Source organism: Streptomyces diversicolor (genome assembly GCF_057537855.1).
Window position 1 is genome coordinate 66,045 of record NZ_BAAJXA010000027.1, and the last position, 26,153, is coordinate 92,197.

Genomic DNA, 26,153 nt, shown 5'->3' on the forward strand with positions numbered 1-26,153 from the left:
GTGGCACAGCAGCGACTCGGCCGCGTCCAGTGGGGGGCCCTGACGTTCGGGCCGGGCAGCCCGTACAGCGTGACCGCCATCGAGGGCCTGGACGACATGCCCGAGGTGCGCGCCCAGGATGTCGACCGTCCAGGCCAGCATGGGGACTACACCGGCCCGGACTTCACCGGCCCCCGCGTGATCCCGGTCAAGCTGGGGCTGCGGGCGGACACCCCGGACGGACTGCGCGACCTCAGCATCGCTCTGCGCAACGCGACCCAGCCGCAGCAGCGGCCGGAACCCCTTCAGTTCCTCGATCAGGGCATCCTCGTGTGGGCCAAGGTCCGCAAGAGGAGCATCCCGTACGACGCCGAGTACCTGTGGCGGATCGGGGATGCCGCGCTGGAGTTCTACTGCGCCGACCCGTACCTGTACGGCCTCGCCGAGAAGTCCGCTTCGACGACCGCCTACAGCCCCTCGGCCGGACGTACGTACCCGCTCGTCTACGGGTTCTCAACGGTCACGCTCAACTCGAACACCGACTTCGAGTCGACCCTGGCCCCGTGGACGGGGAACACGGCGACCGTGGCCCGCGTCAACACGCAGGCGCACTCCGGGGCGTGGTCGATGCAGGTCACCCCGAACGGCACGAGCCCGAACCCGCGTGGCGAGTCGGAGAAGTTCGCGGTGACGGCCGGGGCCGCCTACCGGGCGCAGGGGTGGATGCGGTGCTCGGCGTCCCGGAACGTTGCCCTGAACGTCAACTGGTACGACACCAGCAGCGTCTACATGACGACGACGTTCAACACGCAGCCGGTACCGGCGAACACGTGGACGTTCCTGAGCGCCACGTTCACCGCCCCTGCGGGCGCGGGGTTCGCGCAACTCGCCGCGACGCTGCCCAACACCCCTCCGTCCACGGACGTGCTGTTCGTGGACGACGTGGCGTTCCAGCAGGACTTCCCGAACGGCACACGATCGTACGGCAGCGCAGGCACGTCGGGCCGCCTCACGGCGGTGAATGACGGTGCGTCGCCCGCCTACCCGGTGCTGCGTCTCGACGGGCCCGTGGCGAACCCGGCCATCGAGCAGATCGGCGGCGGGATCCTCGCCCTCGACGCCACCGTGCAGGCAGGCGAGTACCTGATCATCGACACCCGGTCGCGGGCCGTGCTCCTCATGGGCTCCAGCCCGCGCCGCTCCTGGGTCCGCGGCGGCTCGGCGTGGCCACTGCTCCAGCCCGGCTCCACCGAACTCGCCTACCGCGGCAGCGCCCTGCCCGGCGCGGCCGGCCAACAGTCCCTGCTGACCGTCACCTGGCGCGACACCAGCCTGTGAGAGAGGAGGCCAGCGATGGCCGTCATCAACCCGCCCACCTGGATGCAGGCAGGCAGCTACCCGGCCAGGAACGACCGGCTCGCGCTCACTGCGCTGCTCGCCTACCCCGGCTTCCTGGTCGACGAGTCCACGCCGATGCGGATCCGGCAGGGCGTCAAGCCGTCGTACACCAACCAGCAGCTGAAGGTGCGAGCGGCCCCGACCCCGAACATGACCGTGATCGTCAGCGCGGGGTTCGCGTTCATCGACCAGCACGACGCCGGCGGGGTCGGAACGTACGTCTGCGTCAACGACGCCGATGTGACGCTGACGGTGCAGCCCGCGGGCGGCGTGGGCCAGTACCGCCGGGACACGGTGGTCGCCTCCGTGTACGACGCCGAGTACGCGGGCGGTGCATCGGAATGGCGGCTGGAGATCATCCAGGGTCCGTACGCGACGTCGGCGGGCGCCACGACCCGGGGCACCCTGCCGTCGAACGCGCAGATCCTCGCGGACATCAGCGTGGGCCCGTCGCAGACCAGCGTGGCGGCGGCCAACATCAGCGACATCCGTCAGTTCTCCGTGGCCCTGGGCGGCACGATGCCGGTGTTCTCGAACGTGGCACCGCCACGGCTGCACCCGGGCCAGCTGCTGTACCTGATGGACACAGACGTGTTCGAGGTAGGACAGCAGGCGGGTACCAAGCGGCAGGTCCGGGAGCAGATCCGGCCGTCGTCGTCCGACCAGGCGTCGTTCCCGTCCTCGCCGCAGACGGGCTCGTTCACGGATTTCACAGCCGCGCAATGGCCGCCGATCACGGTCACCGTGCCCCCGTCAGGCATGCTGAAGATCACGATCGGTGCCGCGTGCCTGAATACGAACACGTCCACGTCCACGGCGTGGTGCCGGTGGCGTTCCACGGGCGCCCTGACGGAGACCTCCACGGCCGCGAACTCCGTCTCCACGATCGGCAGCCGCGTCTACGCCAGCCGCACCGTGCTCCGCAGGGATCTCACTCCCGGCGCGTCCGTGACGTTCACCCCGCAGTACAACATCAGCTCGTACGGCGCTGGAGTCACGTCCGTCAGCGACGGACAGCTGATTGTCGAGCCGATCGCATGACCGCCGACCTGTCCGCGCTGTCCGCCGACCTGTCCGCGCTGTCCGCGGACCTGTACGCGGCGGACCTGTCCGCGCAGGCAGAGCACACGTACACGTACCTGTTCTGCGACCTGCGCACAGACACGCTCCTCGCCGAACTGCCGCTCTCCTCGGTCTCGTACTCGTTCGAGCTGAACGGAATCGGCCGCCTGTCCGGGACGATCCCGTACAACGACGAGACGCTGCCCCTCGACCCGGAGACGGCGAGCGAGCCCGGCCGGACCGCGGTCTACGTGGACCGTGACGGCGTACTCGTGTGGGGCGGCATCATCTGGACCCGACAGAACGTCAAGGGCGGGAAGACCATCCAGGCGGCCGAATTCCTCAGCTACTACCAGCACCGCTACGTCAAAAAGACCCTGTCCACGGACACGTCCTTGCTGCTCAACCCGGCCTACGTGGATGCCGGCGGGCAGCGGCTGTACTCCGACCAGAAGTACATCGTGTGGTCGCTGCTGCGGTACTGCGCTGATCAGCCCGGCGGAGACATCCACGTCGACATCAACCCGCTGACCGCACCCCCGCACGGCATCACCCGCGTGGCGACGTACTACGGGTACGAGCGGCCCGAGATCTACAGGAGCATCGCCGAGCTGGCGAACGCGGACGATGGGTTCGACTTCACGATCGAGGTCGCGTGGACGTCGTCGGCAAACAACCAGCCGCCGCAGCGTGTCCGCCGCGCCCGGACCTGGTACCCGCGGCGCGGCCGTGCAGCGGCTGACTCCGGGCTGGTGTTCTCCAAGGGCGGCGGGTACGGGTCGATCCTGTCGTACGAGTGGCCTGAGGACGGCACATCGCTGGTCACCGAGATGTCCGGCCTCGGCGCTGGCACGGGCGAAGCGAAGATCGTGAAGACCGCCAGGGCTCAGGATCTGATCAACTCGGGCTGGCCGCTGCTGGAGGGTGTGGCGACCTATGACGGGGTGGTCGACGAGGCGCAGGTGCAGGGCCTGACGAACGCGGACCTTGCGACGCTGAGCCAGTCGACGGTGCAGCCCACGTTCGAGGTCAGCGCAGACACCGACCCACAGTTCGGAAGCTACAACGTGGGCGACGAGGCGCTGTTCGTCATCGACCCCGAGCCGCAGTCACCGAACGGCCGCGAAGGCGTACTCCGCATCGTGTCCATCGAGAACACCGCGGTGAACGGCCCGGAACGAGTTCGCCTCACCTGCGCGGAGGTCTGACGTGCCCAAGGTGCAGAAGACCCCGGACTTCCTTCAGCGGCTCGCCACCATCGAGGAGCAGCTGGCGGCGCTGCAGCGGTCCGGGTGGGAGCGGGACGAACTGCCCTTCTACCCGACGTCCCTGAACGGGATGGTCTTCGAGGACCAGACCACTTTCATCACGCTGTGGGAGACGATCCTCACCCCCCGCTCGGCGTCCCTCGCACTCGGGCTGGTGCTCCTGGGGGACCAGGTGGACGGCACCACGAACACGGGCGGGGAATGGCAAGTCCTCTTCGACGCGACGGTGGTCGCCGCCGGCACCGTGCCCGCGACGTACTCGTACGTCTTCCCCGCGCTGACCCTCGACCTCACCCCGTACCGCGCCGCCACCCAGCTCAAGGTCCTGTTCCAGGTCCGCCGTACGTCGGGGGCGACGACCGGTGGCAAGTACGGCGGTGGCGGCTGCATCGGCGGTTCTCCCCGCTACGCCCGACTCCTCTGAAAGGAACGGCCCATGGCCCAAATGCCCGGCGCCACACAGCGCCCGATCCCCGTCAACTACACCAAGGGCGGCCAGGCCGAGGTGCGCGGAGTCGTCGTGCACATCATGGCCGGCACCCTCGCCGGCACGGACAGCTGGTTCCGCAACACGAAGGCCAAGGCGTCCAGCCACTTCGGCACCGGCAAGAGCGGTGCGCTGTACCAGTGGGTGGACACCGCCGACCGTGCGTGGGCGCAGGCCGCGGGCAACTCGGCGTGGCTGTCCGTCGAGAACGAGGGACAGGGCGGCGACACCCTCACCGACGAGCAACTGAACCGCAACGCCGAGGTACTGGCGTGGGCGCACCGCAAGTACGGCGTCCCGCTGCAACTGGCGTCGGGCCCGTCCGGCTACGGGCTGGGCTACCACGCGATGGGCGGTAGCGCGTGGGGCGGGCACACCTCGTGCCCCGGCACGCGGATCGTCGCCCAGCTTCCCCAGATCATCGAGCGCGCGAAGCGACTCGTGTCGAGCACATCGGAGGACGAAGTGACCGAAGAGCAGATGGACCGGATCGCGAACAAGGTTGTCGAGCGGCTGCTGTCCGCCGACAAGTTCGACGCACCGAAGGACGCCGCGGACTACAGCCCCGACGAGAAGAACCCGCGGCACTTCTGGACGGGCCGGACCGTGTTCCGGGACCTGGTGACCCGGGTCCGCACCATCGACAAGCGGACGGCCGAGATTGCCGCCGCCATCAAGAAGGGAGCCTGACTCATGACCGAGGCAGCCAAGCGCACCGCGCGCACCGTTCTCCAGACCGCCGTCGGTATCGCGGTGATGCTGCCGCTCATAGTCGACGCCTCGGGGATCCCGCAGTCCCTGCCGTGGGTGGCGGGATCGCTCGCGGTCGCCGGCGGTTTCGCCCGTGTGATGGCCCTGTCGGGCGTGCAGCAGCTGCTGCCGTCGTGGCTGCGCACCGACGACGGGGGACGCGAGTGACCCCGCCGGAGTCCACTACGGTCGCGCTGGAACTGGCCGAACTGCGGCGCACAATGGAAGTGGGATTCACCGAGCAGCGCGGCCAGCTGGCGCTCCTGGTGCAGCGGGGAGACCAGACGGACAAGACGCTGGACGACCATGAGAAACGGCTGGACACGCTGGAACGAGGCCGGTGGCCGCTGCCGGCCGTCGCCACGGTGACGAGCGTGGGCGCACTCGCGGTGACGGTGTGGCAGGCCATCGGCCGGTAACGAATCAGTCGGGCCCCTGCTGCCTTCGGGCAGTGGGGGCCCTTTCGTCATGCCCGAAACCCGTCACTCACCGTGACGTGGTCTTGACGCAGGTGGCCCACTTGGCTGACGGTGCGTGCAACGGCATGCAATCCACTCGACAGAGGAGAACGCAGTGCGTCTAAGGTTCCTTGGCATCATCCCGAATACTCCGAACGACGAGTCACCGACGATCTGGCTCGACGAGGACACGGGTGATCTCCTCATCCAGTCCTACCGGGCGACGGATGAGGAGGTGAAGGCGTGCCAGGAGATCGGCTCGATCCCGGGGCACTCCACCAACGTCCCCGACCATGAGACGATCATCAGGCTTCCTGCGGTCATGCGGAAATACATCCCCCACCCCGATACGGACGGCGAGGCAGCAAGTGCAACCACCAGCGCGTAGCGCCCTGGCGAAGGCTCAGCGAGCTGCGGTGCACCTGGAGTTGCGCGACAGCTACATGCTCGATGACCCTGGGTTCATCGCCTGGCAGCAGGGCAAGCGCCTGACCCCGGACGATCGCGCGTCATGGTGGGGAGGCTGGCACGACGCCGTCCACGACGCGACCGCCCGGGGCGTCGTCGTCCGCCGGGCCCGGATCGTCTCCGAGCCGCTCCATGACTACGCCCGCTACGAGCACGACCTGACGTACGCCAACCTGGCAGCCGGCGAGCAGGTGCGCTGGCTACCGCGGAGGCAGGCGACCGGCCTGCTGCTGCCGGCAAACGACTTCTGGGTGTTCGACGACGAACTGCTCCTGGTCCACCACTTCACCGGCGATGGCCAGCTCGCCGAGGACGGCCGCGAGTACATCCGGGATCCGGCGCTCGCAAAGCAGCACGCCGAAGCCTTCGAGGCCGTCTGGCAACGTGCCGTCCCGCACGACCAGTACCAGATCGCCTGACCACGAACGCTTATGGCCGTCTCGGCATCGTCCAGTGCACAGCAGGCCCGGAAGGATCTCGCCGACCGTCTCGGCGAGATCCGCCTGGACGCGGGGCTAAACGGCCGCGACCTCGCCGCTCGGCTCGGTTGGATCCCCTCCAAAGTGTCCCGGATCCAGAACGCCCGCACGTCGCCGTCTGCGGACGACATCCGGGCCTGGTGCGCCGCGTGCGATGCAGATGACCAGGCGGCGGACCTGGTCCAGAAACTCCGCGCTGTCCAGGGGATGTTCGTGGAGTGGCGGCGCATGGAGCGCACCGGCCTGCGCCACGCGCAGGAGGCCGTACGGCCCCTCTTCGAGCGCACGACACGGTTCCGCGCCTACTCCTCGTGGCTCGTGCCGGGCCTCATCCAGAGCCGCGCGTACACCGACGCCGTGCTCCGGGCAGTGCAGCGCCGCCGTGTACTGGTCGATGACGTGGACGCGGCCGTGGATGCCCGCATGGAGCGGCAGAAGATCCTCAATGACGGCAGCCGTACGTTCGCCTTCCTCATCGAGGAGTCCGTGTTGCGGTCCGGGATCGGCGGGCGAGACGTATTGGCCGGCCAGCTCGGGCAGCTGATCACGGTGGGCTCGTTGCCGAACGTCAGCTTGGGCATTGTGCCGATGGGCGCAGATCGTACGCGGACGCCAGTTGAGGGCTTCTGGATCTACGACTCGGAACAGGTGAATGTGGAGTTGGTCTCCGGTTACCTGACGATCACGCAGCAGCATGAGGTCGATGCGTACGCAGGGACGTTCGCTGAGCTGTCCGAGCAGGCGGTGTTCGGGGCTGGCGCGAGGGCGGTCATTGCACAGGCGCTCGCTGCCCTGGAGTGAATCCGCGTGCAATCTCGTAGAACCTTCTGGCTGTCGATCGAGCCCTGTCCGTACGGTCCGTAAGCAGGACCCCGGCGAGGCGGTCACCTCCCGGGGCGTGGCCGACTGGATGGAGTCGACATGCCGCACGCTACAACTTTGACGCCCGTGGGGGCAGTCCAGCTGCTACCGCTCCCAACGATCCGGAACCTGACCGAGGATCAGGTCTGCGGTCGCGCCTGCGTCTGGTGCGCCGACGCCCTGACCGCGGGCGCCGTCATGAGCCTCGGCCCCCGGAGACGGCCCGGCACTGACAGCGGCGCCAGCTGGTATCCGCGGGGCTGCATGCCGTGCGTGCGCGCCGAGGCCCGCCGGGTCGCTGCCCTTCACTCCCGGACCTGTTCCACCTGCCGCGGCCCCCGTGCCTGCTCGACCCGCAGGGAACTGCTCGATCTCGCCGACGGGGACCAGCGATGACCGCGCAGGCGACCACCAGCAGGCGGGGCCTGTGCTCGTGGTGCAAGCGGTTCACCGACGGCATCCGACTGATCCAGATCGATGATGCGGGCTCGGGCTCGGCCACGCGTGGCCTGTATGCCTGCGGTCCGTGCCGTGAAGTCCACCGCCTGGTCCCGCTCGCCGACCGGCCATGACCCCGCAGCCTGGGCCGCCGCCCGTCGCGTCGCTGACCTACGCCCAGTACTCGGGCTGGGCCTGCTGCTGGTGCGCCAAGAGCCTGCTGAACGTCATCGGCGCCGTGTCCGCCGGCATCGCCCGCGGCCGGGAAGGCGTGCACGTCCTCGACATCGAGGTCTACGCCTGCCCCGACTGCGCCGGCCGCAGCTCCAGCCGTCCCACGAACCGCCGAGGAGGAACCCCGTGAAGACCACGGCCGAGCGGATGGCCGAAGCGCAGCAGTCGGGCGGCCGGGCCGCGGGCTACTGCTGGCTGGAGCATCCGAACGGCCGCGCGCGCTGCACCAGACCCCCACACGAGGACCGGACCCACGTGGACTACTACCGCGGCCGGAAATCCGTGACCGACACCCAGGGCACTGCGTGGGTGGAGTAGAGCCTCCAGCGTCGGCGAGGGCGAACCGCCGGCGCTGGAGATGAGCGGGCCGCCTCCGTCCCCCGCGGGGGCGGCTCCGCTGTGCTGAGCGCCGTGAGCTGTGCTCGGCCCGTGTGCGGATGACGGCCGGCGTACCTGTGTCCGTCGGCGGTCATCCTCTGCTCTGACTCGGTCAGAGCGAGCCGCCTCACCCCCTGGCCGGGGTGGGGCGGTCTACGTTTGTCGGACGACCCCCGTCGGCGGATGCGGCGGGGGTCGCCGCCTGCGGGCCGGGTCTCCCCACCCGGGGGCCGCAGGTAACGACGAGCCTGTGTCTGGCGTACGAGGGGAGTCGCAGTCCTCGTCTTCTTCGCACCCTAGGTCGCTGAGCGCATTGATCAAGTCCCCCGGATGGGGGACGGTGAAACCATGATCGTCTGGGGATGTGGACTCCATGCGGATTCCGATCATGGAAATGGCCCCTCGAAGATCACTCCGAGGGGCCGCAAAACCCTAGCTGACCAGGGCCTTATCTACCGGTGGGCGCGGACGGTTTCGAACCGCCGACATCCTGCTTGTAAGGCAGGCGCTCTACCACTGAGCTACGCACCCCGAATGAGTCGACAGCCTACCTTGCCGACGGCGGTGCGCCGCAAACCCGTATCGGGGGTTATCCCCACCGTGGATGCGGTAGTGGGCCGGATCGGCGGGTGGGGGGTGGGGGGCCTAGCGTCGGGGCAGGTCCGCGTCGTCCGGTTCAGGGGGAGTTTCGTCTCATGGTTCGTTCAGTTCGTGCCCGTACGGGCGTCGCCGTCGGTGCTGTCGTGGTGGTGGTCGCCGGGGCCGCCGGCTGCGGTGGCTCCGCCGGGGACGACAAGCATCCCGACCACCGGGACTTCACGCTGCACGGCCGTACGCTCACCGTCGACTCCCACGGCTCGGCGCTGGAGATCGTCGCCGTGGACTCGGCCAAGGCGGACACGGTCAAGGTCACCCGGTGGTTCCATGGGTCCGTCGTCGTCGGCGGCAACCCCCGGGTGACCTGGTCGATGAAGGACGACCGGCTGGAGCTGCGGGTGAAGTGCTCCGGCCTGGTCGCCGACTGCTCGGCCCGGCACCGCATCGAGGTGCCGCGCGGGATCGCCGTCAAGGTGCAGGACGACGACGGCAGCGTACAGGCGCGTGGGTTCAAGGACGCCCTCGACATCCGTACGCACGACGGCTCCGTGCGCGTCACCGACTCCAGCGGCCCGCTCGACCTGCGCACCGACGACGGCTTCGTGCGCGCCGAGGTGTCCTCGCCGACGGTCCGGGCCCGTTCCCACGACGGCGCGGTCCGCCTCCAACTGCGCGCCGTACCCGACCTGGTGGACGCCCGCACCGAGGACGGCTCCGTCACCATCGACCTGCCCCGCGCCACGTACCGGGTGACGACCGGCGCGGTCGACGGCTCGGTGGACGTGTCCGTGCCGCGCGACGACGCCAGCGCCCACGCGGTCACCGCGCACGCCCGGGACGGAGACATCGCGGTACGGACCGCGAAGTGACCGGCCCGTGTGTTCGTCCTCTGCGGGTGGGAGAATGACACCACCGAGGACGCAGCACAGCACGGGAGAGGGATGTGACGGCGACACCGGCGACGACACCATCGCAGCCGTACCCGCCGTTCGCACGGCCAAGGCGCGGCCCCTCGGCCCTCCGGGACGCCCTCACCCTGATGGGCCTGCCCGTGCTCGTCGCCCTCGCGGTGCCCGGCGCGTTCGCCGGCGGTGGCACCCGGCGCTGGTTCGGCGGACGGGCGGAGAGCCAGCGGGCGCAGGCGCAGGCCGCGAAGGACGCCGCGGCGGCCGCGTTCTACGAGCTGGACACGGCCCAGCGGGACCTCAGGATCTCCATCGAGACGATCACGGCCGTCGACGACTCCCCCGCGGCCCGGCGTGCCGTCTCCGACTTCGACGCGCTCGGCCGGCGCATCGACGAGGCCAGCCACCGCTATATCGAGGCCGTCGACGCGCATGACCTGGACCGGGACGACCTGGAGGCATCCGTCGCCTCCCGGGCGCGCGGCGAGCTGACCGCGGCCAAGGAGGAACTGGTCCGGGTCAAGCAGGAGCTGGACCGGTTCGGCGACGGGCTCGGACCGCTGCTCGGCAAGGCCGAGACCCAGCTGGCCCGGCTCGCGCCCGCCGTGGAACGGGCCCGGCAGGCGCTGCTCGCCGCCTCGAACGCGCTGGACGCCGTCCGTGGTACGGGACTGAAGGCGGACGACCTCGCCGCCCGGCTCGCGGCGCTCTCCCCCGAGCTGACCCGGCTGAACCAGGGCGCGGGACAGCACGGGGTGCAGCCGACGCTGGAGCGGGCCGAGCGGGTGGCGCGGGAGGCGGAGGCGATCCGGGTCGAGGCGGAGCGGCGGCCGGAGCAGGCCGCCGAGATCGATCACCGCCTGGTGAGCCTGCGGACCCGGGCGCAGGCCCTGACCACCCGGGCCGGGCAGGTCGATCCGGTGCTGAGCGAGTTGCGCCGCCGGTTCGCGGCGGCCTGCTGGCAGGACCTCCAGCAGGTGCCGGCGCAGGCCGCCGAGAACGTACGGCAGGCCGAGCTGAAGCTGCGCGAAGCGCAGACGGCCCGGGACGCGCAGCGCTGGGCGGACGCCACGTCGCTGCTGTCGACCGTGCGGGCGCTGCTGAACACCACGGACGAGGCGGTGTCGGCGGCCGGTGACCGGCTGACCCGGCTGAACGCCGTACAGAAGGATCCGCAGCAGGAGATCGAGCGGACCCGGTTCGCGATCCGGGACGCGCAGCGGCTGGCCATGGCGGGCCGGGCCACGCCGGACCCGCGGGACGCCCGGCCGCTGGACGACGCGGTGGCCCGCCTGGAGCGGGCGATCGGCACGCTGGAGGGGCGCCACCCCGACTACTGGCACTTCCTGACCGAGACGGAGGCGGTGCGGCAGACGGTGGCCCGCGTGGTCTCCCGCATCCGTGAGGAGCGGGGCGCCCCCGGTCACTGACCGACATTTGCCCGGGGGGCGGGGTGGGCGGATATTGGGGTGGTACGCATGGCCTCCGCACACGCCCCAGGGAGGCGGAGATGGCCTCACATACGATGCGGCCGGAGACGCGGCGCCGGATCCGGTTCGACGAGCACCTGCCCGTCGATCACCGGCTGAATCTGGTCTACCGGATCGGCGCGGGCCTGATGGGCCTGTTCCTGCTGGCCTTCGGCGTCCTCGGCCTGACCGACAACATCGGCTTCTTCAACACCGGCGGGAACACGGCGCTGGGCCTGAACACCAACGGTGCGCTCAGTGTCCTGTCGATCTGCGTCGGGGTGCTGCTGTGTGTCGGCATGGTGATCGGCGGGAACTTCGCGTCCACGCTGAACATGACCCTCGGCATCCTGTTCCTGCTCAGCGGCTTCTTGAACCTCGCCCTGCTGGACAGTCCCTACAATTTCCTCGCGTTCCGCATCCAGAACGTCTTGTTCAGCTTCGTGGTCGGCCTGCTGCTGATGGTCTTCGGCATGTACGGCCGAGTCAGCTCAACCCTCCCCCACGACAACCCCTACTGGCGAGCCCGCCACCCCACCCCCCAACAACTAGACCAACGCCAAGAACCCCAGTAGGACAGCGCCCCAAAGGACCGCGGGGCTGTACCGACACAGCCGGGCCGCGCCCCGCAGGGCCGCGGGGCTGTATCGACATAGCGGGCCGCGCCCCGCAGGGGCGCGGGGAACTGCGCGACCAGCCACGACGCAGCCGCAGCCGGGAAACGACCGGCCACGAACGGCGAGACCGGACGCAGCCGCAGACGACCGACGACAGAACGCGCCCCGCAGGGGCGCGGGGCTGTATCGATATGCGGCTCCGCCGCGCGAGCGCGACCAGCCACAACGCAGCCGCAGCCGGGAAACCGCCGGTCACGGACGACGACCCCCCGGTCCAGCCACACCGCAGGGCCGCGCTGGGAATCGAACGGTAACTGCAACAGGCGACCCCGGCAGATAACCTGTCCGCATGCCTCGCTACGAGTACCGCTGCCGGAGCTGCGGCGACACCTTCGAACTGAGCCGCCCCATGGCGGAGTCCGCCGCGCCCGCCGTCTGCCCCGCGGGCCACGACGACACGGTGAAGCTCCTGTCGACCGTGGCCGTCGGCGGCTCGGCAACCGCGTCCGCACCGACGTCCGCACCCCGCCCGAACGCCGGAGGCGGCGGCTGCTGCGGCGGCGGCTGCTGCGGCTAGCTGCGCCGCTGCGGCTAGCCGCGCCGCTACGTACCCTGCCGTGCCGTCCGCAGGAACTCGTGGAGGATGCGCTCACCGGCCAGTACCCCCCGCTCCGGGAGGGCGCTGACCGTGGGGGCCGTCCAGCCGGAGTCGGCCAGTTCGCCGTGTCCGGGCCGCCAGCCGCGGTCGGCCGCGAGGAGCAGGTCGGCGTCGAGCAGGGAGTCCCCGGCGGCCAGCGTCAGCTCCGCCCCGGTGCGGCGGGCTATCTCGCGTACGGCCCCGCTCTTGGTCAGCGGCTTGGGCACGGCGTAGATCTTGCGGCCCTGGAGGGAGACCGTCCAGCCCCGGTTCTCGGCCCACACGGCGAGTTCCTTCACCCAGTCCTCGGGCAGCAGCTCGCGCTCGACGACCAGATAGGCGAACAGGTCGTCGGCGACCCGGTGTTTGCGTACCCACGCGGGGTCGGCGGTGTCGGCGAGGTGCTGTACGACCTCGTCCAGGGAGGCGCACTCGGCCGCCAGCCGGGCCAGTACCCGCGCGTGCCATTCGGGGTCGGACACGCCGTCCACCAGCAGGTGCCCGCCGTTGGCGCAGACCGCGTAGGCGGGCGCCGGGCCGGGCAGGTTGATCCGCTGGTACTGCCTGCGGGTCCGGGTGGTGGTCGGCACGAACACGGCCGCGTCAGCCAACTCGGCGAGCAGGTGGGCGGCGGTCTCCGTCAGGTAGGACAGCGGTCTGCTCTCGTGCACCTCCACGCACAGCAGCCGCGGCGCCCGGGCGTCCGGCATGGTCAGCGCGAGGGCCGCCGCCGAGTAGATCAGGGTGCGGTCGAGGTCGCTCGCCACGAGCACCGGCATCAGACCGTCACCGCCCTGCCGTCGGCGCCGGTGGCGCCCCGCGTGTACTGGGGGTGGATCAAACCCACGCAGGTGTAAGGGAGTTCGTCCACCTCCTCGACGGGTACGCCGCGCTGTTCGGCCAGCAGCCGCACATGGTCCAGGTCGGCGCCCGCGCCGGACCGGGCGAGGATCTTCCACGGCACCCGGCGCAGCAGCACCCGGGTGGTCTCGCCGACCCCGGGCTTGACCAGGTTCACGTCGTGGATGCCGTACTCCTCGCTGATGCGCTCGACGGCCGCCCAGCCCGCCCAGCTCGGGGTGCGGTCGGCGGCGGCGAGTTCCTTCACGGCGGCGGCCACCGGGTCGGCGGCCTCGGCGAAGCGTGCGGAGACGGCGTCCAGGAAGGCCGTCGACAGGTCGGAGCCGGCGAGTTCGCGGTAGAACTTGGCGCCGTGGTAGTCGTGCGGTCCGACGAGGTCGGCGCGCAGGACCGTACGCGAGATCAGGCCGGAGACCGTGGAGTTGAGGCAGGCGGACGGGATGAGGAAGTCCTCGCGGGTGCCGTAGGTCCGTACGCATGAGCCGGGGTCGGCCAGCACCGCGATCTCCGGGTCGAAGCCGGTGATGCCCTCGGCTTCCTCGAACTCCCGGATCGCGGCGGCGAGTTCGCGGGTGATGGCGCCCTTGCCGGTCCAGCCGTCGACGAAGACGACGTCCTGCGGCTCGTGGTGGGCGGCCAGCCAGCGCAGCGCGTTCGTGTCGATGCCCCGGCCGCGCACGATGGAGACGGCGTAGTGCGGCAGGTCGAGTCCGTGCCGGAACCGGGCCCAGCGGCGCATCAGCACGCCGACGGGGGTGCCCGCGCGGGCCAGGGAGACCAGGACGGGGCGGGGGGACCGCTCGGCGATCACCGTCTCGGTGACGACGCCGACCGCCCGCGCCAGCCGTGCGGCGGAGGCGTCGAGGGCCTGGTGGAACAGCTCCTGGTACTGCTCGCTCGGCTGGTACTCCACCGGCAGCGACTCGGCGTAGTGGGCCCCGCCGTTCTGGATGGCCTCCTCGCGCTCCTCGGTCGGCGCCTCCAGGGTGACGTCCGAGAGGTCCTGGAGCAGCCAGCCGACCTCGTCGGGTGCGTACGAGGAGAAGGCGGGGCCGCGAAGGGGCTCGGGCAGCATGGCGGGTCTCTCCTCGCAGGCAGCGGGGATGTACAGGGGCTCGGGGACGTACGACGGTACGACGGCGAGCAGGACATGCGGGCTGTGCTCGCCGAGCCGGGCCAACAGGCCGCCGGGGGCGTGCAGTTCGGGGGTGTCGCCGACCGAGTCGACGACCGCGACGACGGCGTCGAAGCCGCCGCCCGCCACGTTGTAGGCGTAGCGCTCGCCGGGGCCGTCGGCCGGGTCGTCGTGGGCGGGGAAGACGATGCGGCTGCGTATGGCGTAGCCGGGGTCGTCGACGGCGAGTACGGGTGAGCGGGTGGTGGTGGAGTAGCGGACCTCGGCGGTGACGATCTGCTCCAGTTCGCGGGCGAGGCGCAGGGGCGCGTACATCAGTTCCTCGAAGCCGAGGACCAGGACGCGCCGGGCGTCGGCGGGCAGGGCCTCGGCGACGCGGGCGGCCATGGCCGGCAGGGCCCGCTCCAGGCGGGCCCGGTGCGCGGGCGTGAAGCCGTGCCGCCCCCCGTCGGGCACCCCGCCCGGCCACCGCAACTCGACCCGCCCGCCCGCCACCCGCGCAGGAGCGACCGGTTCGGGGCCGGCGGCCCCGGCCGCACCACGGTCCACCGCCGGGGCGCCGCCATCCGCCGGGGTGTCGTCCGCCGCGGGGCCCTCCGCCCCCGTGACGCCGTCCGGCCCCGTCGGGCCCTCCGCCGCGGTGCCGCCGTCCGGCCCCGTCGCGGCGTGCGTCTCCGCGGGGGCGTGCGTCTCCGTGAGGGCGTGCGTCTCCGTGAGGGCGGCGGGGGTGCCGGCGGCTGTGTCGGCGGGTGCGACGGGCTCGTGGTGGGCGACCAGGGCCCGGCCCTTTTCCAGGACGTCCGCCGGGAGGCGCACCGTGCCCGAGGCCGCTGCGACGAGGTCCACGCGGGCGCCGATCTCGCGGGCGAAGTCGGCCAGCCGGGCGGCGTCGGCCGGCGAGCGCATGTCGACCAGGGCGACCACCACGTAGCGCGAGCGCGGATAGCGTTCGTGCAGATCACGAATGGTGTTCAGCACCGTGTTCCCGGTGGAGAACTCGTCGTCGACGAGGACCAGCGGGCCGTCGCCGACCAGCAGCGCCGGGTCCTCCGGCAGCAGCAGATGCGAGGTGGCGTGCGAGTGGGCCTCCTCGAAGCCGCCGGCCGGTGCCACGCCGGGTACCGGCCGGCGCGTGGAGTGCAGGTACGGGGCCAGGTGCAGGCCATCGGCGACCGAGTGGCCGAGCCCGGTCGCGGTCTCCGCGTAACCGAGGACGACCGCGGTGGCGGCCTCCTCGTCGCCCAGCAGCTCACGCACCCGCCGGCCGAGGGCGACCCCGTGGCCGTACACCACGGCCGGCGACTGCGGCACATGCTTGCCGAGCACATGGGAGACGAGCAGATGCGCCCGCTTGGGGTTGCGGCGCAGCGCGAGCCCGAGCAGGTCCGTCAGGGTGTCGTCGCCCGTCAGCTGGACGCCGAGCCGTTCGGCGACCCAGCTGCCGGACCAGACCGTGGGGGTGTCATTCATGGGGTTCATGGGTTCCTTGTGCCGCGGGCGCTCAGCCCGGTATTCCGGCGGCCAGCAACTCGACGAAGCCGACGTCCTCGTGGGCGACGCCGAACATCTCGGCGCGCAGCAGGGTCCGCTCGGCCCAGGCGCGGTGCGGCTTCACCTCGTTCATCTTGTTGGTGTACGCCGACCGCAGGACGCCCCCGCCGCCCCGGTCCGGGCGCAGGATGTCCTGGGCGTCGCTGAACTCCTCGTGACTGACCACGGACAGCGCGTGCACGGGCAGCACATGGGACGGATGGATGCAGGTCTTGCCGAGCAGGCCGTTGGCCTGGTCCAGGGAGATCTCCCGGAGCAGTCCGTCCATCGCGTGCTCGATGAGCCGTTCACGCAGCTCGACGGCCTGCCCCTCCAGGAAGGGGCTGCGGCGCAGCATCGGCTTGAACATGCGCTCCGGGACCCGGAAGTACTCCCACACCGGCCCGGTGACCGTGAAGCCGGTGCCGTCGGCCCGGCCCAGCATGTTGACCACGTCGGCGATCACGGAGGCGACGATCTGGACGTCGTAGGCCGTCATGTCGGGCGGCCGGCGCAGTCCGTAGGAGGAGCAGAAGTCGGTCACGCCGAGACGCAGGGCCAGCACCCGGTCGCGGTACTTGTCGACCGCGCGCAGGATGCCCTCCAGGGTCTCCACCCGTGACTCCCGGTACAGCAGTTCGGGTGATTCCAGGACGGGCATGGCGAACAGCCGCCTGCCGCTGGCCGCCTCGGCGCCGGTCAGCGCCTCCAGGAAGGGGATGCCGCGTTCCTCGGTGAACTTCGGCAGGACGAAGCCGGACAGCAGCCGGATGCTCGGGCCCAGGCGCCGTACCAGGTCGGGGATCTGTTCGGGGTGGCGGACCCGGATGAAGAGCAGCGGCAGCTGCGCGCCCCGCCGGGACGCCAGGTCGGCGAACTGCCGGACCAGGTTCTCCTCGCCGGCCACGACGTCCGCGTCGTCGATCGAGTCCTCCAGGCACAGCACCATCGAGACCACGCCGAGTCCGGCCTGTTTGACGATGTCGTCGGCCAGCCGCGGCCGGGTGGCCGGGCTGTACAGCGTGGCGCCCAGGCCCGCGGAGAGCAGCCGGGCCGCGGAGTCGGCGGTGAACTCGCACGGCTCCTGATGGAAGAGGCGCCGCCGCACCTCAGGGGCGATGTGCCCGAAATGACGCATATAACTCCCCCGTGGTGCAAGGTGGGCCTGTGGGTTCCGTGTTGGGGTGGCCGGTAATAGTACGTAGGGATCCATGCCCTGGGTTCCCGCCGGGCATGAATTTCAGGTAACTCGACCGTGTCGGCCGCGGGCACCCCCCGCGTTGTCGTGACCAGGACCGAGAGGGCAGGATGACCGCATGACGCACGCGATGCTGAAAGGGTCGAACGTCCCGCTGGAGGCCACGACCGTGCGGGCCGTGCTGCGCTGGGCCCCCGGGCAGGGGGTCCCCGACATCGACGCTTCGGCGCTGCTCCTCGGCCCCGGCGGTCGTGTGCGTTCCGACGAGGACTTCGTCTTCTACAACCAGCCCCGGCATCCGTCGGGTACGGTGTGGCGGCTCGGCAAGAAACGGGTCGCCGAGGGCCTCACCGACACGATCCAGACAGACCTCTCGGGAGTCGACCCCGGGGTGGGCCGAATTCTGCTGGTCGCCTCGGCGGACGGCGTCACCTTCGACCGCGTACGGTCCCTGCGCATCCTGCTGTACGACGCGACGGTCGCCGACGGTGCGGCGCTGGCGTACTTCGACGTGAAGCCGGAGACCGGGGCGGAGACGGCGCTGATCTGCGGTGAGCTGTACCGCCGTGGTGAGGGGTGGAAGTTCCGCGCCCTGGGCGAGGGGTACTCCAACGGGCTCAAGGGGCTGGCCACGGACTTCGGTATCTCGGTGGACGAGTCGGAAGCGGCGGAGTCGGAGGCGGCGGAGGTGGATGCGGCGGCTTCTGCTCCTCCTGCGGAGGTGTCCCGGCCGTTGCCGCCTGAGCAGCCGTCCACCGTGCCGTCCGCCGTGCCGTCCGCCGTGCCGACGCAGCCCGCTTACGGGTATCCGCAGCCTGGGGCTGGGCAGCCTGCGTACGGATATCCGCAGCCTGGGTCGGCTCAGCCGGCGTATGGCTATCCGCCGGCGGTGGCTGTGGCTCCGCGGGTGGCTCCGCCGGATGTGCGGTTGCCGCCTCAGGGGCCGCAGTTCGTGCGGTGACTGTTTGGCGGGGGGCGCCCATTGGGGGTGCCTCGGTAGGGCGTTGGCGGGTGCCGCGCCGTTGTGGCTGGTCGCGCAGTTCCCCGCGCCCCTGAGGGGGCCTCTGCTTCCCGGCGGAACCAGTGGGTGGCGCCTCAGGGGGCGCCTACGGGGGTGCCTCAGTTGACCGTTTGCGGGTGCCGCGCCGTTGTGGCTTGTCGCGCAGTTCCCCGCGCCCCTGAGGGGCCTCTGCTTCCCGGCGGAACCAGTTCGGGGCGGTGGGATTAACTAGTGGCCTGGTTGGGATTTGTAGCCTCTGCCCCATTGGAGGCCCCAGCCGTACAGGCGGTCCAGTTCGCCCTGGAAGCCGTAGACGAACTGGACCTCGCGGCGGACGACCAGTTCGCCCTTGATGTTCTCGATCAACACCACGGCGCAGGAGCGTGCCTGCGGGTGCCGCTCGTCCAGACCTATCTCGATCCGCGGCCCGTTGCTCGGATAGAGCGTGACGATCGCGTGGGTGCGGTCGAACGCCGGGGTCTGGTCGTAGATGTACACGAACACCAGCAGCCGCTTTATGTTCTCGCGGTGGTCCAGATTGACGTACATCGTCTCGCCGGACGCCGAACCGAACCGGTCGTCGCCGCTGATCTTGACGTACGGCGGTGCGTTGATGTCGCCGAGGTAGCCGCCGAGCGGCTGTACGACCCCCTTCGTGCCGTCGGTCAGCTCGTACAGGCAGCCCAGGTCGAGGTCGACGTTGACCATGCTCTGCCCGTGGCCCAGGATCTCCGGGGGTTTCAGCGCCTTGAAGGGGTGCCGGAACAGGCTGGTGCGCTCGACGCCGCCCATGATGTCGGACGTCCGCATCCGCCAGGTCAGGTTGACGCGCAGATGCCCGGTGGCCGCGTCCTGTTTGGACAGGGACACCTGCTGGTGCCGCTTGGTGAGCTGGATGGAATTGGTGGCCGCGCTGCCCGAGTCGAAGTCGGCCGCGCGCCCGCCCAGCAGCCCGTCGAAGAAGCCCATTCCCGCCCCCAGTACTGATGCCCGGCCCTGTGCCGGGGCGGCCGAGCGCGTCGGCCGCCCCGCACAGAGCGTTCCTCACCGGCCGGGGTGTCACACCCCGGACGGGACCTCGGTCTTCTCGTCCGAGCCGGTGCCGCCCTCGGCCGCGGCGAGGGCGCGGTTGCGGCGGACGGAGGACCAGAAGGAGGCGCCGATCAGGATGACGCCGACGAGGCCGGTGATGACCTCGTTGATCTGGTACTGGATGGTGACCATGAGGATCACGGCGAGGGCGCCGATGGCGTAGTGGGCGCCGTGCTCCAGGTAGACGTAGTCGTCGAGGGTGCCCTGGCGGACCAGGTAGACGGTCAGGGACCGGACGTACATCGCGCCGATGCCCAGGCCGAGGGCCATCAGGACGATGTCGTTGGTGATGGCGAACGCGCCGATCACGCCGTCGAAGGAGAAGGACGCGTCCAGGACCTCCAGGTAGAGGAACATGAAGAACGCGGCCTTGCCGGCCAGGGCGACGGCCGAGCGCTTCTTTCCGGTGCGCGCGGCCTGTTCCTCTTCCTCGTGTTCGCGTTCCTCCTCTTCTTCGAGGCGGTCCTCGAAGAAGCCGGACAGGCCGCCGACGACCATATAGGTGATCAGGCCGGCGATGCCGGAGATCAGGACGGTCTGGGCCTTGTCGACGTGGGCGCCGCCGTGCTGGTGGGCGTGGGTGGCGAAGGTGAAGGCGGTGATGAGCAGGACGGCCAGCGCGATGCAGACCGACAGCATGTCGACCTTGCCGAGTTTGGCCAGCGGCCGTTCGATCCAGCGCAGCCACTGGATGTCGCGCTCCTCGAAGAGGAAGTCGAGGAAGATCATCAGCAGGAACATGCCACCGAAGGCGGCGATCGCCGGGTGGGCGTCGGTGACCAGTTCCTGGTAGCGGTCCTTGTTGTTGAGCGCGAGGTCGACGGCCTCGATGGGGCCCATCTTCGCGCTGATCGCGACGATCACGACCGGGAAGACCAGCCGCATGCCGAACACCGCGATGAGAACGCCGACCGTGAGGAAGATCCGCTGCCAGAAGGCGTTCATCTTCTTCAGGATGCCGGCGTTGACCACGGCGTTGTCGAACGACAGCGAGATTTCGAGGATGGACAGGATCGCCACGATGCCGAATGCGGTCCACCCCCCGTAGAAGACCGCAGCGACCAGGCCGAGCGCGGTGACCGCGAACGACCAGCCGAAGGTTTTGAGAAGCACTGGCTACCCCATCGTGTGTTGGGGGTTCCCGCCCAGACGCAGTCTGGGCGAGGCGTCTCCCCCGCGCCGTACCCGGCTTTACGAAACGTTGACTCCGAAGTCTAGAGCGATGCCCCGAAGCCCCGACGCGTACCCCTGCCCCACTGCACGGAACTTCCACTCGCCCTGGTAGCGGTACAGCTCGCCGAAGATCATGGCGGTCTCGGTGGAGGCGTCCTCGCTGAGGTCGTACCGGGCGAGTTCCTGGCCGTCGGCCTGGTTGACGACGCGGATGAAGGCGTTGGAGACCTGGCCGAAGGTCTGGCCGCGCTCGTCCGCCATATGGATCGAGACCGGGAAGACGATCTTGTCGCAGTGGGCCGGGACCTTCGGCAGGTCGACCAGGATGCTCTCGTCGTCGCCCTCGCCCTCACCGGTGAGATTGTCACCGGTGTGCTCCACCGAGCCGTCCGGGCTCTTCAGCTGGTTGTAGAAGACGAACCACTCGTCGCCGAGGACCCGGCCGCCCTGGCACAGCAGCGCGCTGGCGTCCAGGTCGAAGTCGGCGCCGGTGGTGGACCGCGCGTCCCAGCCGAGTCCGATCATGACGTTGGTGAGGTTCGGTGCGGCCTTGGAGAGGGAGACGTTGCCTCCCTTGGCGAGTGTGACGCCCATGTTGCTGGTCCTCCCCTGGGTGGAGCCGTTCGGTTGTCCTGCGCGTCCGGCGCCGGCCCCCGGGCGGGGCGGCGGCGCCGGACGGGACGGGTCACTTCTCAGACGTTGACGCCGAAGTCCTGCGCGATGCCGCGCAGGCCCGAGGCGTAGCCCTGGCCGATGGCGCGGAACTTCCACTCCGCGCCGTGCCGGTACAGCTCGCCGAAGACCATGGCGGTCTCCGTGGAGGCGTCCTCACTGAGGTCGTAACGGGCGATCTCCTGCTGGTTGGCCTGGTTGACGACGCGGATGAACGCGTTGCGCACCTGGCCGAAGGACTGCTGGCGGTTCTCGGCGTCGTAGATCGACACCGGGAAGACGATCTTGTCCACGTCGGCCGGGACCGACGCGAGGTCGACCTTGATGATCTCGTCGTCGCCCTCGCCCTCACCGGTGATGTTGTCACCGGTGTGCTCCACCGAGCCGTCCGGGCTCTTGAGGTTGTTGAAGAAGACGAAGTTCTGGTCGCTGCCGACCTTGCCCGACGCGTTCAGCAGCAGCGCGCTGGCGTCGAGGTCGAAGTCGGTGCCGGTGGTGGTGCGGACGTCCCAGCCCAGACCGACGAGGACAGCGGTCAGGCCCGGGGCCTCCTTGGTCAGTGATACGTTGCCGCCCTTGCTGAGGCTGACTCCCACGAGTCCTCCATGTATGTCCGGGGGCGGGGAGCCCCGTCGTGCGTCGGATACCGGATCAACGAGTCGATCCTAGTGACGGGTTCCCGCCCCCCGCAGGCCCTGGAACCGAAGAATCGAAGGTGTCGGCGGCGGGGCGCCGCGTCACAGGGCGTGCAGCGTCACAGGGCGCCGAGCGCCCGCACGTACGCGTCCAGGTCACGCGCGTCCGGCAGGGCGTTGACGACGGTCCAGCGCACGACGCCCTCCTTGTCGATGATGAAGGTGCCGCGCAGAGCGCAGCCCTTGCCCTCGGCGAAGACGCCGTACGCGCGCGAGGTCTCGCCGTGCGGCCAGAAGTCGCTGAGCAGCGGGTACTCCAGGCCCTCCTGCTCGGCGAAGACGCGCAGGGTGTGGATGGAGTCGTTGGAGACGGCGAGCAGCTGCGTGTCGTCGTTGACGAACGTGGGCAGGTTGTCGCGCAGTTCGCACAGCTCGCCCGTGCACACTCCGGTGAAGGCGAAGGGGTAGAAGAGGAGCACCACGTTCTTGTCGCCGCGGAAGTCCGAGAGCCGCACGGTGCGGCCGTGGTTGTCCTTCAGTTCGAAGTCGGGCGCCTTGTCGCCGACCTGGATCGCCATCGTCCTGTGTCCCTTCGGTGGGGCTGTTCGGGTGGCACCACCCTACGCAGCGATCACCGGGGTACGGCGGACGGGCCGGTTCTGGCCCGGCCCGTCCCGCGTACGGGATGAGGCGGCCTACTTCCTGGACTTGGCGGCCTTCGGCGTCACCAGACGCGAGCCGCTCCAGTCCTTGCCCACGCTGACGCTCTTCGACGCCGACAGCCCGGCCGTCGTCGCGGCTTCGGAGATGTCACTCGGCTCCACGTACCCCGAACGGCCGGTCTTCGGCGTGAAAAGCAGGATCGCGCCACCCTCCTCGATGTAGGTGGTGGCGTCCACCAGCACATCCGTCAGGTCGCCGTCGTCGTCGCGGAACCACAGCACCACGGCGTCGGCCACGTCGTCGTAGTCCTCGTCCACCAGGTCGCTGCCGATGACTTCCTCGATGGACTCGCGGAGCTCCTGGTCGACGTCGTCGTCGTAGCCGATCTCCTGGACCACCTGCTCGGGCTGGAACCCCAGCCTTGCGGCAGGGCTCGTCCGCTCCTCCGCGTGGTCCGCGGTCGCGCTCACGGGTTGCCTCCTGATCATGTTTCGGTGAATGACTCAGCCACGCGCGTGCGCGAAGCATTGGCCGTAGTCCACACGGGCGGGGCGGATCGCGCAAGTACCCGGCCGTTCAGACCGCCGAAACGGTGACGATCCCGGCCGTGTCGACGCAACTCCTGGCACCGTATCGCGCGGCACTCGACCGCACACCACACCGTTGTGCCCGGTTTGCCCCATTCGGAATCATCCGCCTATACGGCGATCGAACAGCTTTGCCACGCACCGTACACCCTGAGGCGTATCGTTGCGTTTCGACTGGACCGCCCGGAATACGAGGCGGGAGGGGCCGGACGGATTCCCCCTCGCCTCGCGGTGGAGGTGACGTACGCCGTGCCGAGGTACACGATGGGGAGCGGTGCGGGGACACCGCGTGAGGACAGACGGTGAAGCGACCCATCTGACAGGTAGCCAGGCAAAGCAGGTAAATCAGCCCTCCGACAGGTAAGGAACAGCGTGGTTTCCGGATCCGATCGCAATCCGATCATCATTGGCGGCCTTCCGAGTCAGGTTCCTGACTTCGATCCCGAGGAAACCCAGGAGTGGCTCGACTCCCTCGACGCCGCCGTCGACGAGCGCGGCCGGGAGCGGGCGCGCTACCTGATGCTCCGCCTGATCGAACGCGCCCGCGAGAAGCGGGTCGCCGTGCCCGAGATGCGCAGCACGGACTACGTCAACACCATCGCGACCAAGGACGAGCCGTTCTTCCCGGGCAACGAGGAGATCGAACGCAAGATCCTCAACGCGACCCGCTGGAACGCGGCCGTGATGGTCTCCCGCGCGCAGCGCCCCGGCATCGGCGTCGGCGGCCACATCGCCACCTTCGCCTCCTCCGCCTCGCTGTACGACGTGGGCTTCAACCACTTCTTCCGCGGCAAGGACGACGGCAGGGGTGGCGACCAGGTCTTCTTCCAGGGCCACGCCTCCCCCGGCATCTACGCGCGCGCGTACCTGCTCGACCGGCTCACCGAGGCGCAGCTCGACGGGTTCCGCCAGGAGAAGTCGAAGTACCCCAACGGGCTGTCCAGCTATCCGCACCCCCGCTCCATGCCGGACTTCTGGGAGTTCCCGACGGTCTCCATGGGCCTCGGCCCGCTCGCCGCGATCTTCCAGGCCCGGATGAACCGCTACATGGAGGCGCGCGGCATCGCCGACACCTCCGCATCGCACGTGTGGGCGTTCCTCGGTGACGGCGAGATGGACGAGCCGGAGTCGCTGGGCCAGCTGACCATCGCCGCGCGTGAGGGCCTGGACAACCTCACCTTCGTCGTCAACTGCAACCTCCAGCGGCTGGACGGCCCGGTGCGCGGCAACGGCAAGATCATCCAGGAGCTGGAGTCCGTCTTCCGTGGCGCCGGCTGGAACGTGATCAAGCTGGTCTGGGACCGCACCTGGGACCCGCTGCTCGCCCAGGACCGCGACGGCGTGCTGGTCAACAAGATGAACATCACTCCGGACGGCCAGTTCCAGACGTACGCCACCGAGTCCGGCGCCTATATCCGCCGGCACTTCTTCGGCGACGACCACCGGCTGCGCGCCATGGTCGAGAACATGACCGACGACCAGATCCTGCACCTGGGCCGCGGCGGTCACGACCACCGGAAGATCTTCGCGGCGTTCTCCGCGGCCAAGGCGCACAAGGGCCAGCCGACGGTGATCCTGGCCAAGACGATCAAGGGCTGGACGCTGGGCCCCAACTTCGAGGGCCGCAACGCCACGCACCAGATGAAGAAGCTGACGGTCGACGACCTCAAGCACTTCCGTGACCGGCTGCACCTGCCGATCTCCGACCGGGAGCTGGAGTCCGGCCCGCCGCCGTACTACCACCCCGGCCGGGAGACGGAGGAGATGCAGTACATGCACGACCGGCGCAAGGGGCTCGGCGGCTATGTGCCGACCCGGGTCGTGCGCTCGAAGCCGCTCGCACTGCCGGGCGACGCGACGTACGCGACCGTGAAGAAGGGCACCGGTCAGCAGTCCGTCGCCACCACCATGGCGTTCGTACGGCTGCTGAAGGACCTCATGCGGGACAAGGAGATCGGCCGGCGGTTCGTGCTGATCGCACCGGACGAGTACCGCACCTTCGGCATGGACTCCTTCTTCCCGAGCGCGAAGATCTACAACCCGCTCGGCCAGCAGTACGAGTCGGTCGACCGGGACCTGCTCCTCGCCTACAAGGAGTCGCCGACCGGCCAGATGCTGCACGACGGCATCTCGGAGGCGGGCTGCACGGCCTCGCTGATCGCGGCGGGCTCCGCGTACGCGACCCATGGCGAGCCGCTGATCCCCGTCTACGTCTTCTACTCGATGTTCGGTTTCCAGCGCACCGGCGACCAGTTCTGGCAGATGGCCGACCAACTGGCGCGCGGTTTCGTACTGGGCGCGACCGCCGGGCGCACCACCCTGACCGGAGAGGGGTTGCAGCACGCGGACGGCCAGTCCCAGCTGCTCGCCTCCACCAACCCGGCGTGCGTGGCCTACGACCCCGCCTACGGGTACGAGATCGCGCACATCGTGCAGGACGGGCTGCGCCGCATGTACGGCGGTGACACCGAGCACCCGCACGGCGAGGACGTCTTCTACTACCTCACCGTCTACAACGAGCCCATCCAGCACCCGGCCGAACCGGCGGACGCGGACGTCGAAGGCATCCTGAAGGGCATCCACCGGATCGGCGTGGGCAGCGCGGGCTCGATCCCGGCGCAGATCATGGCGTCCGGGGTCGCGGTGCCGTGGGCGCTGGAGGCGCAGCGGATCCTCGGCGAGGAGTGGAACGTCCGCGCGGACGTCTGGTCGGCGACCTCCTGGAACGAACTGCGGCGGGAGGCCGTGGCGTGCGAGGAGTACAACCTGCTCCATCCGGAGGAGGAGCAGCGCACGCCGTACGTCACGCGGAAGCTCAGCGGGGCGGAGGGGCCGTTCGTGGCCGTGTCCGACTGGATGCGGTCGGTGCCGGACCAGATCGCGCGGTGGGTGCCGGGGACGTATCAGTCGCTGGGCGCGGACGGGTTCGGCTTCGCCGACACCCGGGAGGCGGCGCGGCGCTTCTTCCACATCGACGCGGAGTCGATCGTGGTGGGGGTGCTGGCCGAGCTGGGACGGGAAGGAAAGGTCGACCGCTCGGTCCTGAAGCAGGCCATCGACAGGTATCGCTTGCCGTAGGCTCCGCCGGTCCCCTGCGGAGGGCCTCGGCCGTCGCTTCAGTG

28 protein-coding genes and 1 tRNA gene are annotated in these 26,153 nt (G+C 70.0%); 19 read left to right on the forward strand and 10 right to left on the reverse strand.

Going from position 1 to position 26,153, the window contains the following annotated elements:
- The 13 genes from AC27LF_RS28995 (at position 1) to AC27LF_RS29055 (ending at position 8,200) form a co-directional block, all read left to right on the forward strand.
- Positions 1-1,317, forward strand: coding sequence for a carbohydrate binding domain-containing protein (locus AC27LF_RS28995; protein WP_479658293.1), 1,317 nt, complete (start codon positions 1-3; stop codon positions 1,315-1,317).
- 15 nt (positions 1,318-1,332) lie between these two features.
- Positions 1,333-2,418, forward strand: a complete 1,086-nt coding sequence (locus AC27LF_RS29000) for a hypothetical protein (protein ID WP_479658294.1) — start codon at positions 1,333-1,335, stop codon at positions 2,416-2,418.
- The gene (locus tag AC27LF_RS29005; RefSeq protein ID WP_479658295.1) at positions 2,415-3,647 is read left to right on the forward strand and encodes a hypothetical protein; all 1,233 of its coding nucleotides are present in this window, start codon (positions 2,415-2,417) and stop codon (positions 3,645-3,647) included. The genes AC27LF_RS29000 and AC27LF_RS29005 overlap by 4 nt, the downstream gene beginning before the upstream one ends.
- Position 3,648: 1 nt before the next feature.
- A complete protein-coding gene (locus AC27LF_RS29010; RefSeq protein ID WP_479658296.1) occupies positions 3,649-4,131 on the forward strand; it encodes a hypothetical protein in 483 nt (160 codons plus the stop codon).
- 12 nt (positions 4,132-4,143) lie between these two features.
- A complete protein-coding gene (locus AC27LF_RS29015; protein ID WP_479658297.1) occupies positions 4,144-4,884 on the forward strand; it encodes an N-acetylmuramoyl-L-alanine amidase in 741 nt (246 codons plus the stop codon).
- A gap of 3 nt (positions 4,885-4,887) precedes the next feature.
- Positions 4,888-5,112, forward strand: coding sequence for a hypothetical protein (locus AC27LF_RS29020; RefSeq protein WP_479658298.1), 225 nt, complete (start codon positions 4,888-4,890; stop codon positions 5,110-5,112).
- Positions 5,109-5,363: a hypothetical protein gene (locus AC27LF_RS29025; protein ID WP_479658299.1), complete on the forward strand. Its 255-nt coding sequence runs from the start codon at positions 5,109-5,111 to the stop codon at positions 5,361-5,363. Before AC27LF_RS29020 ends, AC27LF_RS29025 begins: the two co-directional genes overlap by 4 nt.
- Positions 5,364-5,517: 154 nt before the next feature.
- Positions 5,518-5,790, forward strand: a complete 273-nt coding sequence (locus AC27LF_RS29030) for a hypothetical protein (RefSeq protein ID WP_479658300.1) — start codon at positions 5,518-5,520, stop codon at positions 5,788-5,790.
- On the forward strand, positions 5,771-6,289 hold the full coding sequence (locus tag AC27LF_RS29035; RefSeq protein WP_479658301.1) for a DUF6879 family protein: 519 nt from the start codon (positions 5,771-5,773) through the stop codon (positions 6,287-6,289). Before AC27LF_RS29030 ends, AC27LF_RS29035 begins: the two co-directional genes overlap by 20 nt.
- Positions 6,290-6,301: 12 nt before the next feature.
- The gene (locus AC27LF_RS29040; RefSeq protein WP_479658302.1) at positions 6,302-7,150 is read left to right on the forward strand and encodes a helix-turn-helix domain-containing protein; all 849 of its coding nucleotides are present in this window, start codon (positions 6,302-6,304) and stop codon (positions 7,148-7,150) included.
- A gap of 452 nt (positions 7,151-7,602) precedes the next feature.
- Positions 7,603-7,782 carry a hypothetical protein gene (locus AC27LF_RS29045; RefSeq protein WP_479658303.1) on the forward strand — a complete coding sequence of 60 codons (180 nt, stop codon included), beginning with the start codon at positions 7,603-7,605 and terminating at the stop codon, positions 7,780-7,782.
- Positions 7,779-8,012: a hypothetical protein gene (locus tag AC27LF_RS29050; RefSeq protein WP_479658304.1), complete on the forward strand. Its 234-nt coding sequence runs from the start codon at positions 7,779-7,781 to the stop codon at positions 8,010-8,012. The genes AC27LF_RS29045 and AC27LF_RS29050 overlap by 4 nt, the downstream gene beginning before the upstream one ends.
- A complete protein-coding gene (locus AC27LF_RS29055; RefSeq protein ID WP_479658305.1) occupies positions 8,009-8,200 on the forward strand; it encodes a hypothetical protein in 192 nt (63 codons plus the stop codon). Before AC27LF_RS29050 ends, AC27LF_RS29055 begins: the two co-directional genes overlap by 4 nt.
- A 519-nt stretch (positions 8,201-8,719) precedes the next feature.
- Here the strand turns inward: AC27LF_RS29055 and AC27LF_RS29060 are convergent.
- A tRNA-Val gene (locus AC27LF_RS29060) sits at positions 8,720-8,791 on the reverse strand.
- Positions 8,792-8,955: 164 nt separating this feature from the next.
- On the opposite strand from AC27LF_RS29060, the gene AC27LF_RS29065 reads away from it, so the two are divergent.
- From AC27LF_RS29065 to AC27LF_RS29080, 4 genes are all read left to right on the forward strand, one after another.
- Positions 8,956-9,726 (forward strand): DUF4097 family beta strand repeat-containing protein, encoded by a 771-nt coding sequence (locus AC27LF_RS29065; protein ID WP_479658306.1) that lies wholly within the window; start codon positions 8,956-8,958, stop codon positions 9,724-9,726.
- A gap of 74 nt (positions 9,727-9,800) precedes the next feature.
- Positions 9,801-11,192 (forward strand): hypothetical protein, encoded by a 1,392-nt coding sequence (locus tag AC27LF_RS29070; protein WP_479658307.1) that lies wholly within the window; start codon positions 9,801-9,803, stop codon positions 11,190-11,192.
- Between the two features lie 80 nt (positions 11,193-11,272).
- Positions 11,273-11,806, forward strand: coding sequence for a DUF4383 domain-containing protein (locus tag AC27LF_RS29075; RefSeq protein ID WP_479658308.1), 534 nt, complete (start codon positions 11,273-11,275; stop codon positions 11,804-11,806).
- A gap of 391 nt (positions 11,807-12,197) precedes the next feature.
- Positions 12,198-12,425, forward strand: a complete 228-nt coding sequence (locus AC27LF_RS29080) for an FmdB family zinc ribbon protein (protein ID WP_479658309.1) — start codon at positions 12,198-12,200, stop codon at positions 12,423-12,425.
- Positions 12,426-12,451: 26 nt separating this feature from the next.
- On the opposite strand, the gene AC27LF_RS29085 is transcribed toward AC27LF_RS29080, so the two are convergent.
- From AC27LF_RS29085 to AC27LF_RS29095, 3 genes are read right to left on the reverse strand one after another with little or no spacing between them, the layout of a single operon-like run.
- Positions 12,452-13,264: an HAD family hydrolase gene (locus AC27LF_RS29085; RefSeq protein WP_479658310.1), complete on the reverse strand. Its 813-nt coding sequence runs from the start codon at positions 13,262-13,264 to the stop codon at positions 12,452-12,454.
- Complete coding sequence (locus AC27LF_RS29090; RefSeq protein ID WP_479658311.1) at positions 13,264-15,960, reverse strand: phosphoribosyltransferase; 2,697 nt, start codon at positions 15,958-15,960, stop codon at positions 13,264-13,266. The genes AC27LF_RS29085 and AC27LF_RS29090 overlap by 1 nt, the downstream gene beginning before the upstream one ends.
- Positions 15,961-15,982: 22 nt before the next feature.
- Positions 15,983-17,149 carry an HpcH/HpaI aldolase/citrate lyase family protein gene (locus AC27LF_RS29095; RefSeq protein ID WP_479658312.1) on the reverse strand — a complete coding sequence of 389 codons (1,167 nt, stop codon included), beginning with the start codon at positions 17,147-17,149 and terminating at the stop codon, positions 15,983-15,985.
- A 178-nt stretch (positions 17,150-17,327) separates the two neighbouring features.
- Here AC27LF_RS29095 and AC27LF_RS29100 point away from each other — a divergent pair, with 178 nt between their 5' ends.
- A complete protein-coding gene (locus AC27LF_RS29100) occupies positions 17,328-18,170 on the forward strand; it encodes a TerD family protein (RefSeq protein WP_479658313.1) in 843 nt (280 codons plus the stop codon).
- A gap of 267 nt (positions 18,171-18,437) precedes the next feature.
- On the opposite strand, the gene AC27LF_RS29105 is transcribed toward AC27LF_RS29100, so the two are convergent.
- From AC27LF_RS29105 to AC27LF_RS29130, 6 genes are all read right to left on the reverse strand, one after another.
- A complete protein-coding gene (locus tag AC27LF_RS29105) occupies positions 18,438-19,178 on the reverse strand; it encodes a TerD family protein (protein WP_479658314.1) in 741 nt (246 codons plus the stop codon).
- 90 nt (positions 19,179-19,268) lie between these two features.
- Positions 19,269-20,414 (reverse strand): DUF475 domain-containing protein, encoded by a 1,146-nt coding sequence (locus tag AC27LF_RS29110; RefSeq protein WP_479658315.1) that lies wholly within the window; start codon positions 20,412-20,414, stop codon positions 19,269-19,271.
- Positions 20,415-20,492: 78 nt separating this feature from the next.
- Complete coding sequence (locus tag AC27LF_RS29115) at positions 20,493-21,068, reverse strand: TerD family protein (protein ID WP_479658316.1); 576 nt, start codon at positions 21,066-21,068, stop codon at positions 20,493-20,495.
- Between the two features lie 98 nt (positions 21,069-21,166).
- Positions 21,167-21,742 (reverse strand): TerD family protein, encoded by a 576-nt coding sequence (locus AC27LF_RS29120; RefSeq protein ID WP_479658317.1) that lies wholly within the window; start codon positions 21,740-21,742, stop codon positions 21,167-21,169.
- A gap of 158 nt (positions 21,743-21,900) precedes the next feature.
- Positions 21,901-22,359 (reverse strand): peroxiredoxin, encoded by a 459-nt coding sequence (locus AC27LF_RS29125; protein ID WP_479658318.1) that lies wholly within the window; start codon positions 22,357-22,359, stop codon positions 21,901-21,903.
- A 117-nt stretch (positions 22,360-22,476) separates the two neighbouring features.
- A complete protein-coding gene (locus AC27LF_RS29130; RefSeq protein ID WP_479658319.1) occupies positions 22,477-22,914 on the reverse strand; it encodes a DUF3052 domain-containing protein in 438 nt (145 codons plus the stop codon).
- Between the two features lie 489 nt (positions 22,915-23,403).
- Here AC27LF_RS29130 and aceE point away from each other — a divergent pair, with 489 nt between their 5' ends.
- Complete coding sequence (gene aceE / locus AC27LF_RS29135) at positions 23,404-26,109, forward strand: pyruvate dehydrogenase (acetyl-transferring), homodimeric type (protein ID WP_479658320.1); 2,706 nt, start codon at positions 23,404-23,406, stop codon at positions 26,107-26,109.
- Positions 26,110-26,153 lie beyond the last annotated feature (44 nt).

Excerpts from the sequence above, each read along its gene's own strand:
- AC27LF_RS29125 (WP_479658318.1), bottom strand. The coding sequence starts at position 22,359 with ATGGCGATCCAGGTCGGCGACAAGGCGCCCGACTTCGAACTGAAGGAC.
- AC27LF_RS29040 (WP_479658302.1), top strand. The coding sequence starts at position 6,302 with ATGGCCGTCTCGGCATCGTCCAGTGCACAGCAGGCCCGGAAGGATCTC.
- AC27LF_RS29080 (WP_479658309.1), top strand. The coding sequence starts at position 12,198 with ATGCCTCGCTACGAGTACCGCTGCCGGAGCTGCGGCGACACCTTCGAA.
- AC27LF_RS29105 (WP_479658314.1), bottom strand. The coding sequence starts at position 19,178 with ATGGGCTTCTTCGACGGGCTGCTGGGCGGGCGCGCGGCCGACTTCGAC.
- AC27LF_RS29020 (WP_479658298.1), top strand. The coding sequence starts at position 4,888 with ATGACCGAGGCAGCCAAGCGCACCGCGCGCACCGTTCTCCAGACCGCC.
- AC27LF_RS29000 (WP_479658294.1), top strand. The coding sequence starts at position 1,333 with ATGGCCGTCATCAACCCGCCCACCTGGATGCAGGCAGGCAGCTACCCG.
- AC27LF_RS29045 (WP_479658303.1), top strand. The coding sequence starts at position 7,603 with ATGACCGCGCAGGCGACCACCAGCAGGCGGGGCCTGTGCTCGTGGTGC.
- AC27LF_RS29100 (WP_479658313.1), top strand. The coding sequence starts at position 17,328 with ATGACGCACGCGATGCTGAAAGGGTCGAACGTCCCGCTGGAGGCCACG.
- AC27LF_RS29075 (WP_479658308.1), top strand. The coding sequence starts at position 11,273 with ATGGCCTCACATACGATGCGGCCGGAGACGCGGCGCCGGATCCGGTTC.
- AC27LF_RS29065 (WP_479658306.1), top strand. The coding sequence starts at position 8,956 with ATGGTTCGTTCAGTTCGTGCCCGTACGGGCGTCGCCGTCGGTGCTGTC.
- AC27LF_RS29050 (WP_479658304.1), top strand. The coding sequence starts at position 7,779 with ATGACCCCGCAGCCTGGGCCGCCGCCCGTCGCGTCGCTGACCTACGCC.
- AC27LF_RS29005 (WP_479658295.1), top strand. The coding sequence starts at position 2,415 with ATGACCGCCGACCTGTCCGCGCTGTCCGCCGACCTGTCCGCGCTGTCC.
- AC27LF_RS29015 (WP_479658297.1), top strand. The coding sequence starts at position 4,144 with ATGGCCCAAATGCCCGGCGCCACACAGCGCCCGATCCCCGTCAACTAC.
- AC27LF_RS29095 (WP_479658312.1), bottom strand. The coding sequence starts at position 17,149 with ATGCGTCATTTCGGGCACATCGCCCCTGAGGTGCGGCGGCGCCTCTTC.
- AC27LF_RS29090 (WP_479658311.1), bottom strand. The coding sequence starts at position 15,960 with ATGAACCCCATGAATGACACCCCCACGGTCTGGTCCGGCAGCTGGGTC.
- AC27LF_RS29115 (WP_479658316.1), bottom strand. The coding sequence starts at position 21,068 with ATGGGCGTCACACTCGCCAAGGGAGGCAACGTCTCCCTCTCCAAGGCC.
- AC27LF_RS29085 (WP_479658310.1), bottom strand. The coding sequence starts at position 13,264 with ATGCCGGTGCTCGTGGCGAGCGACCTCGACCGCACCCTGATCTACTCG.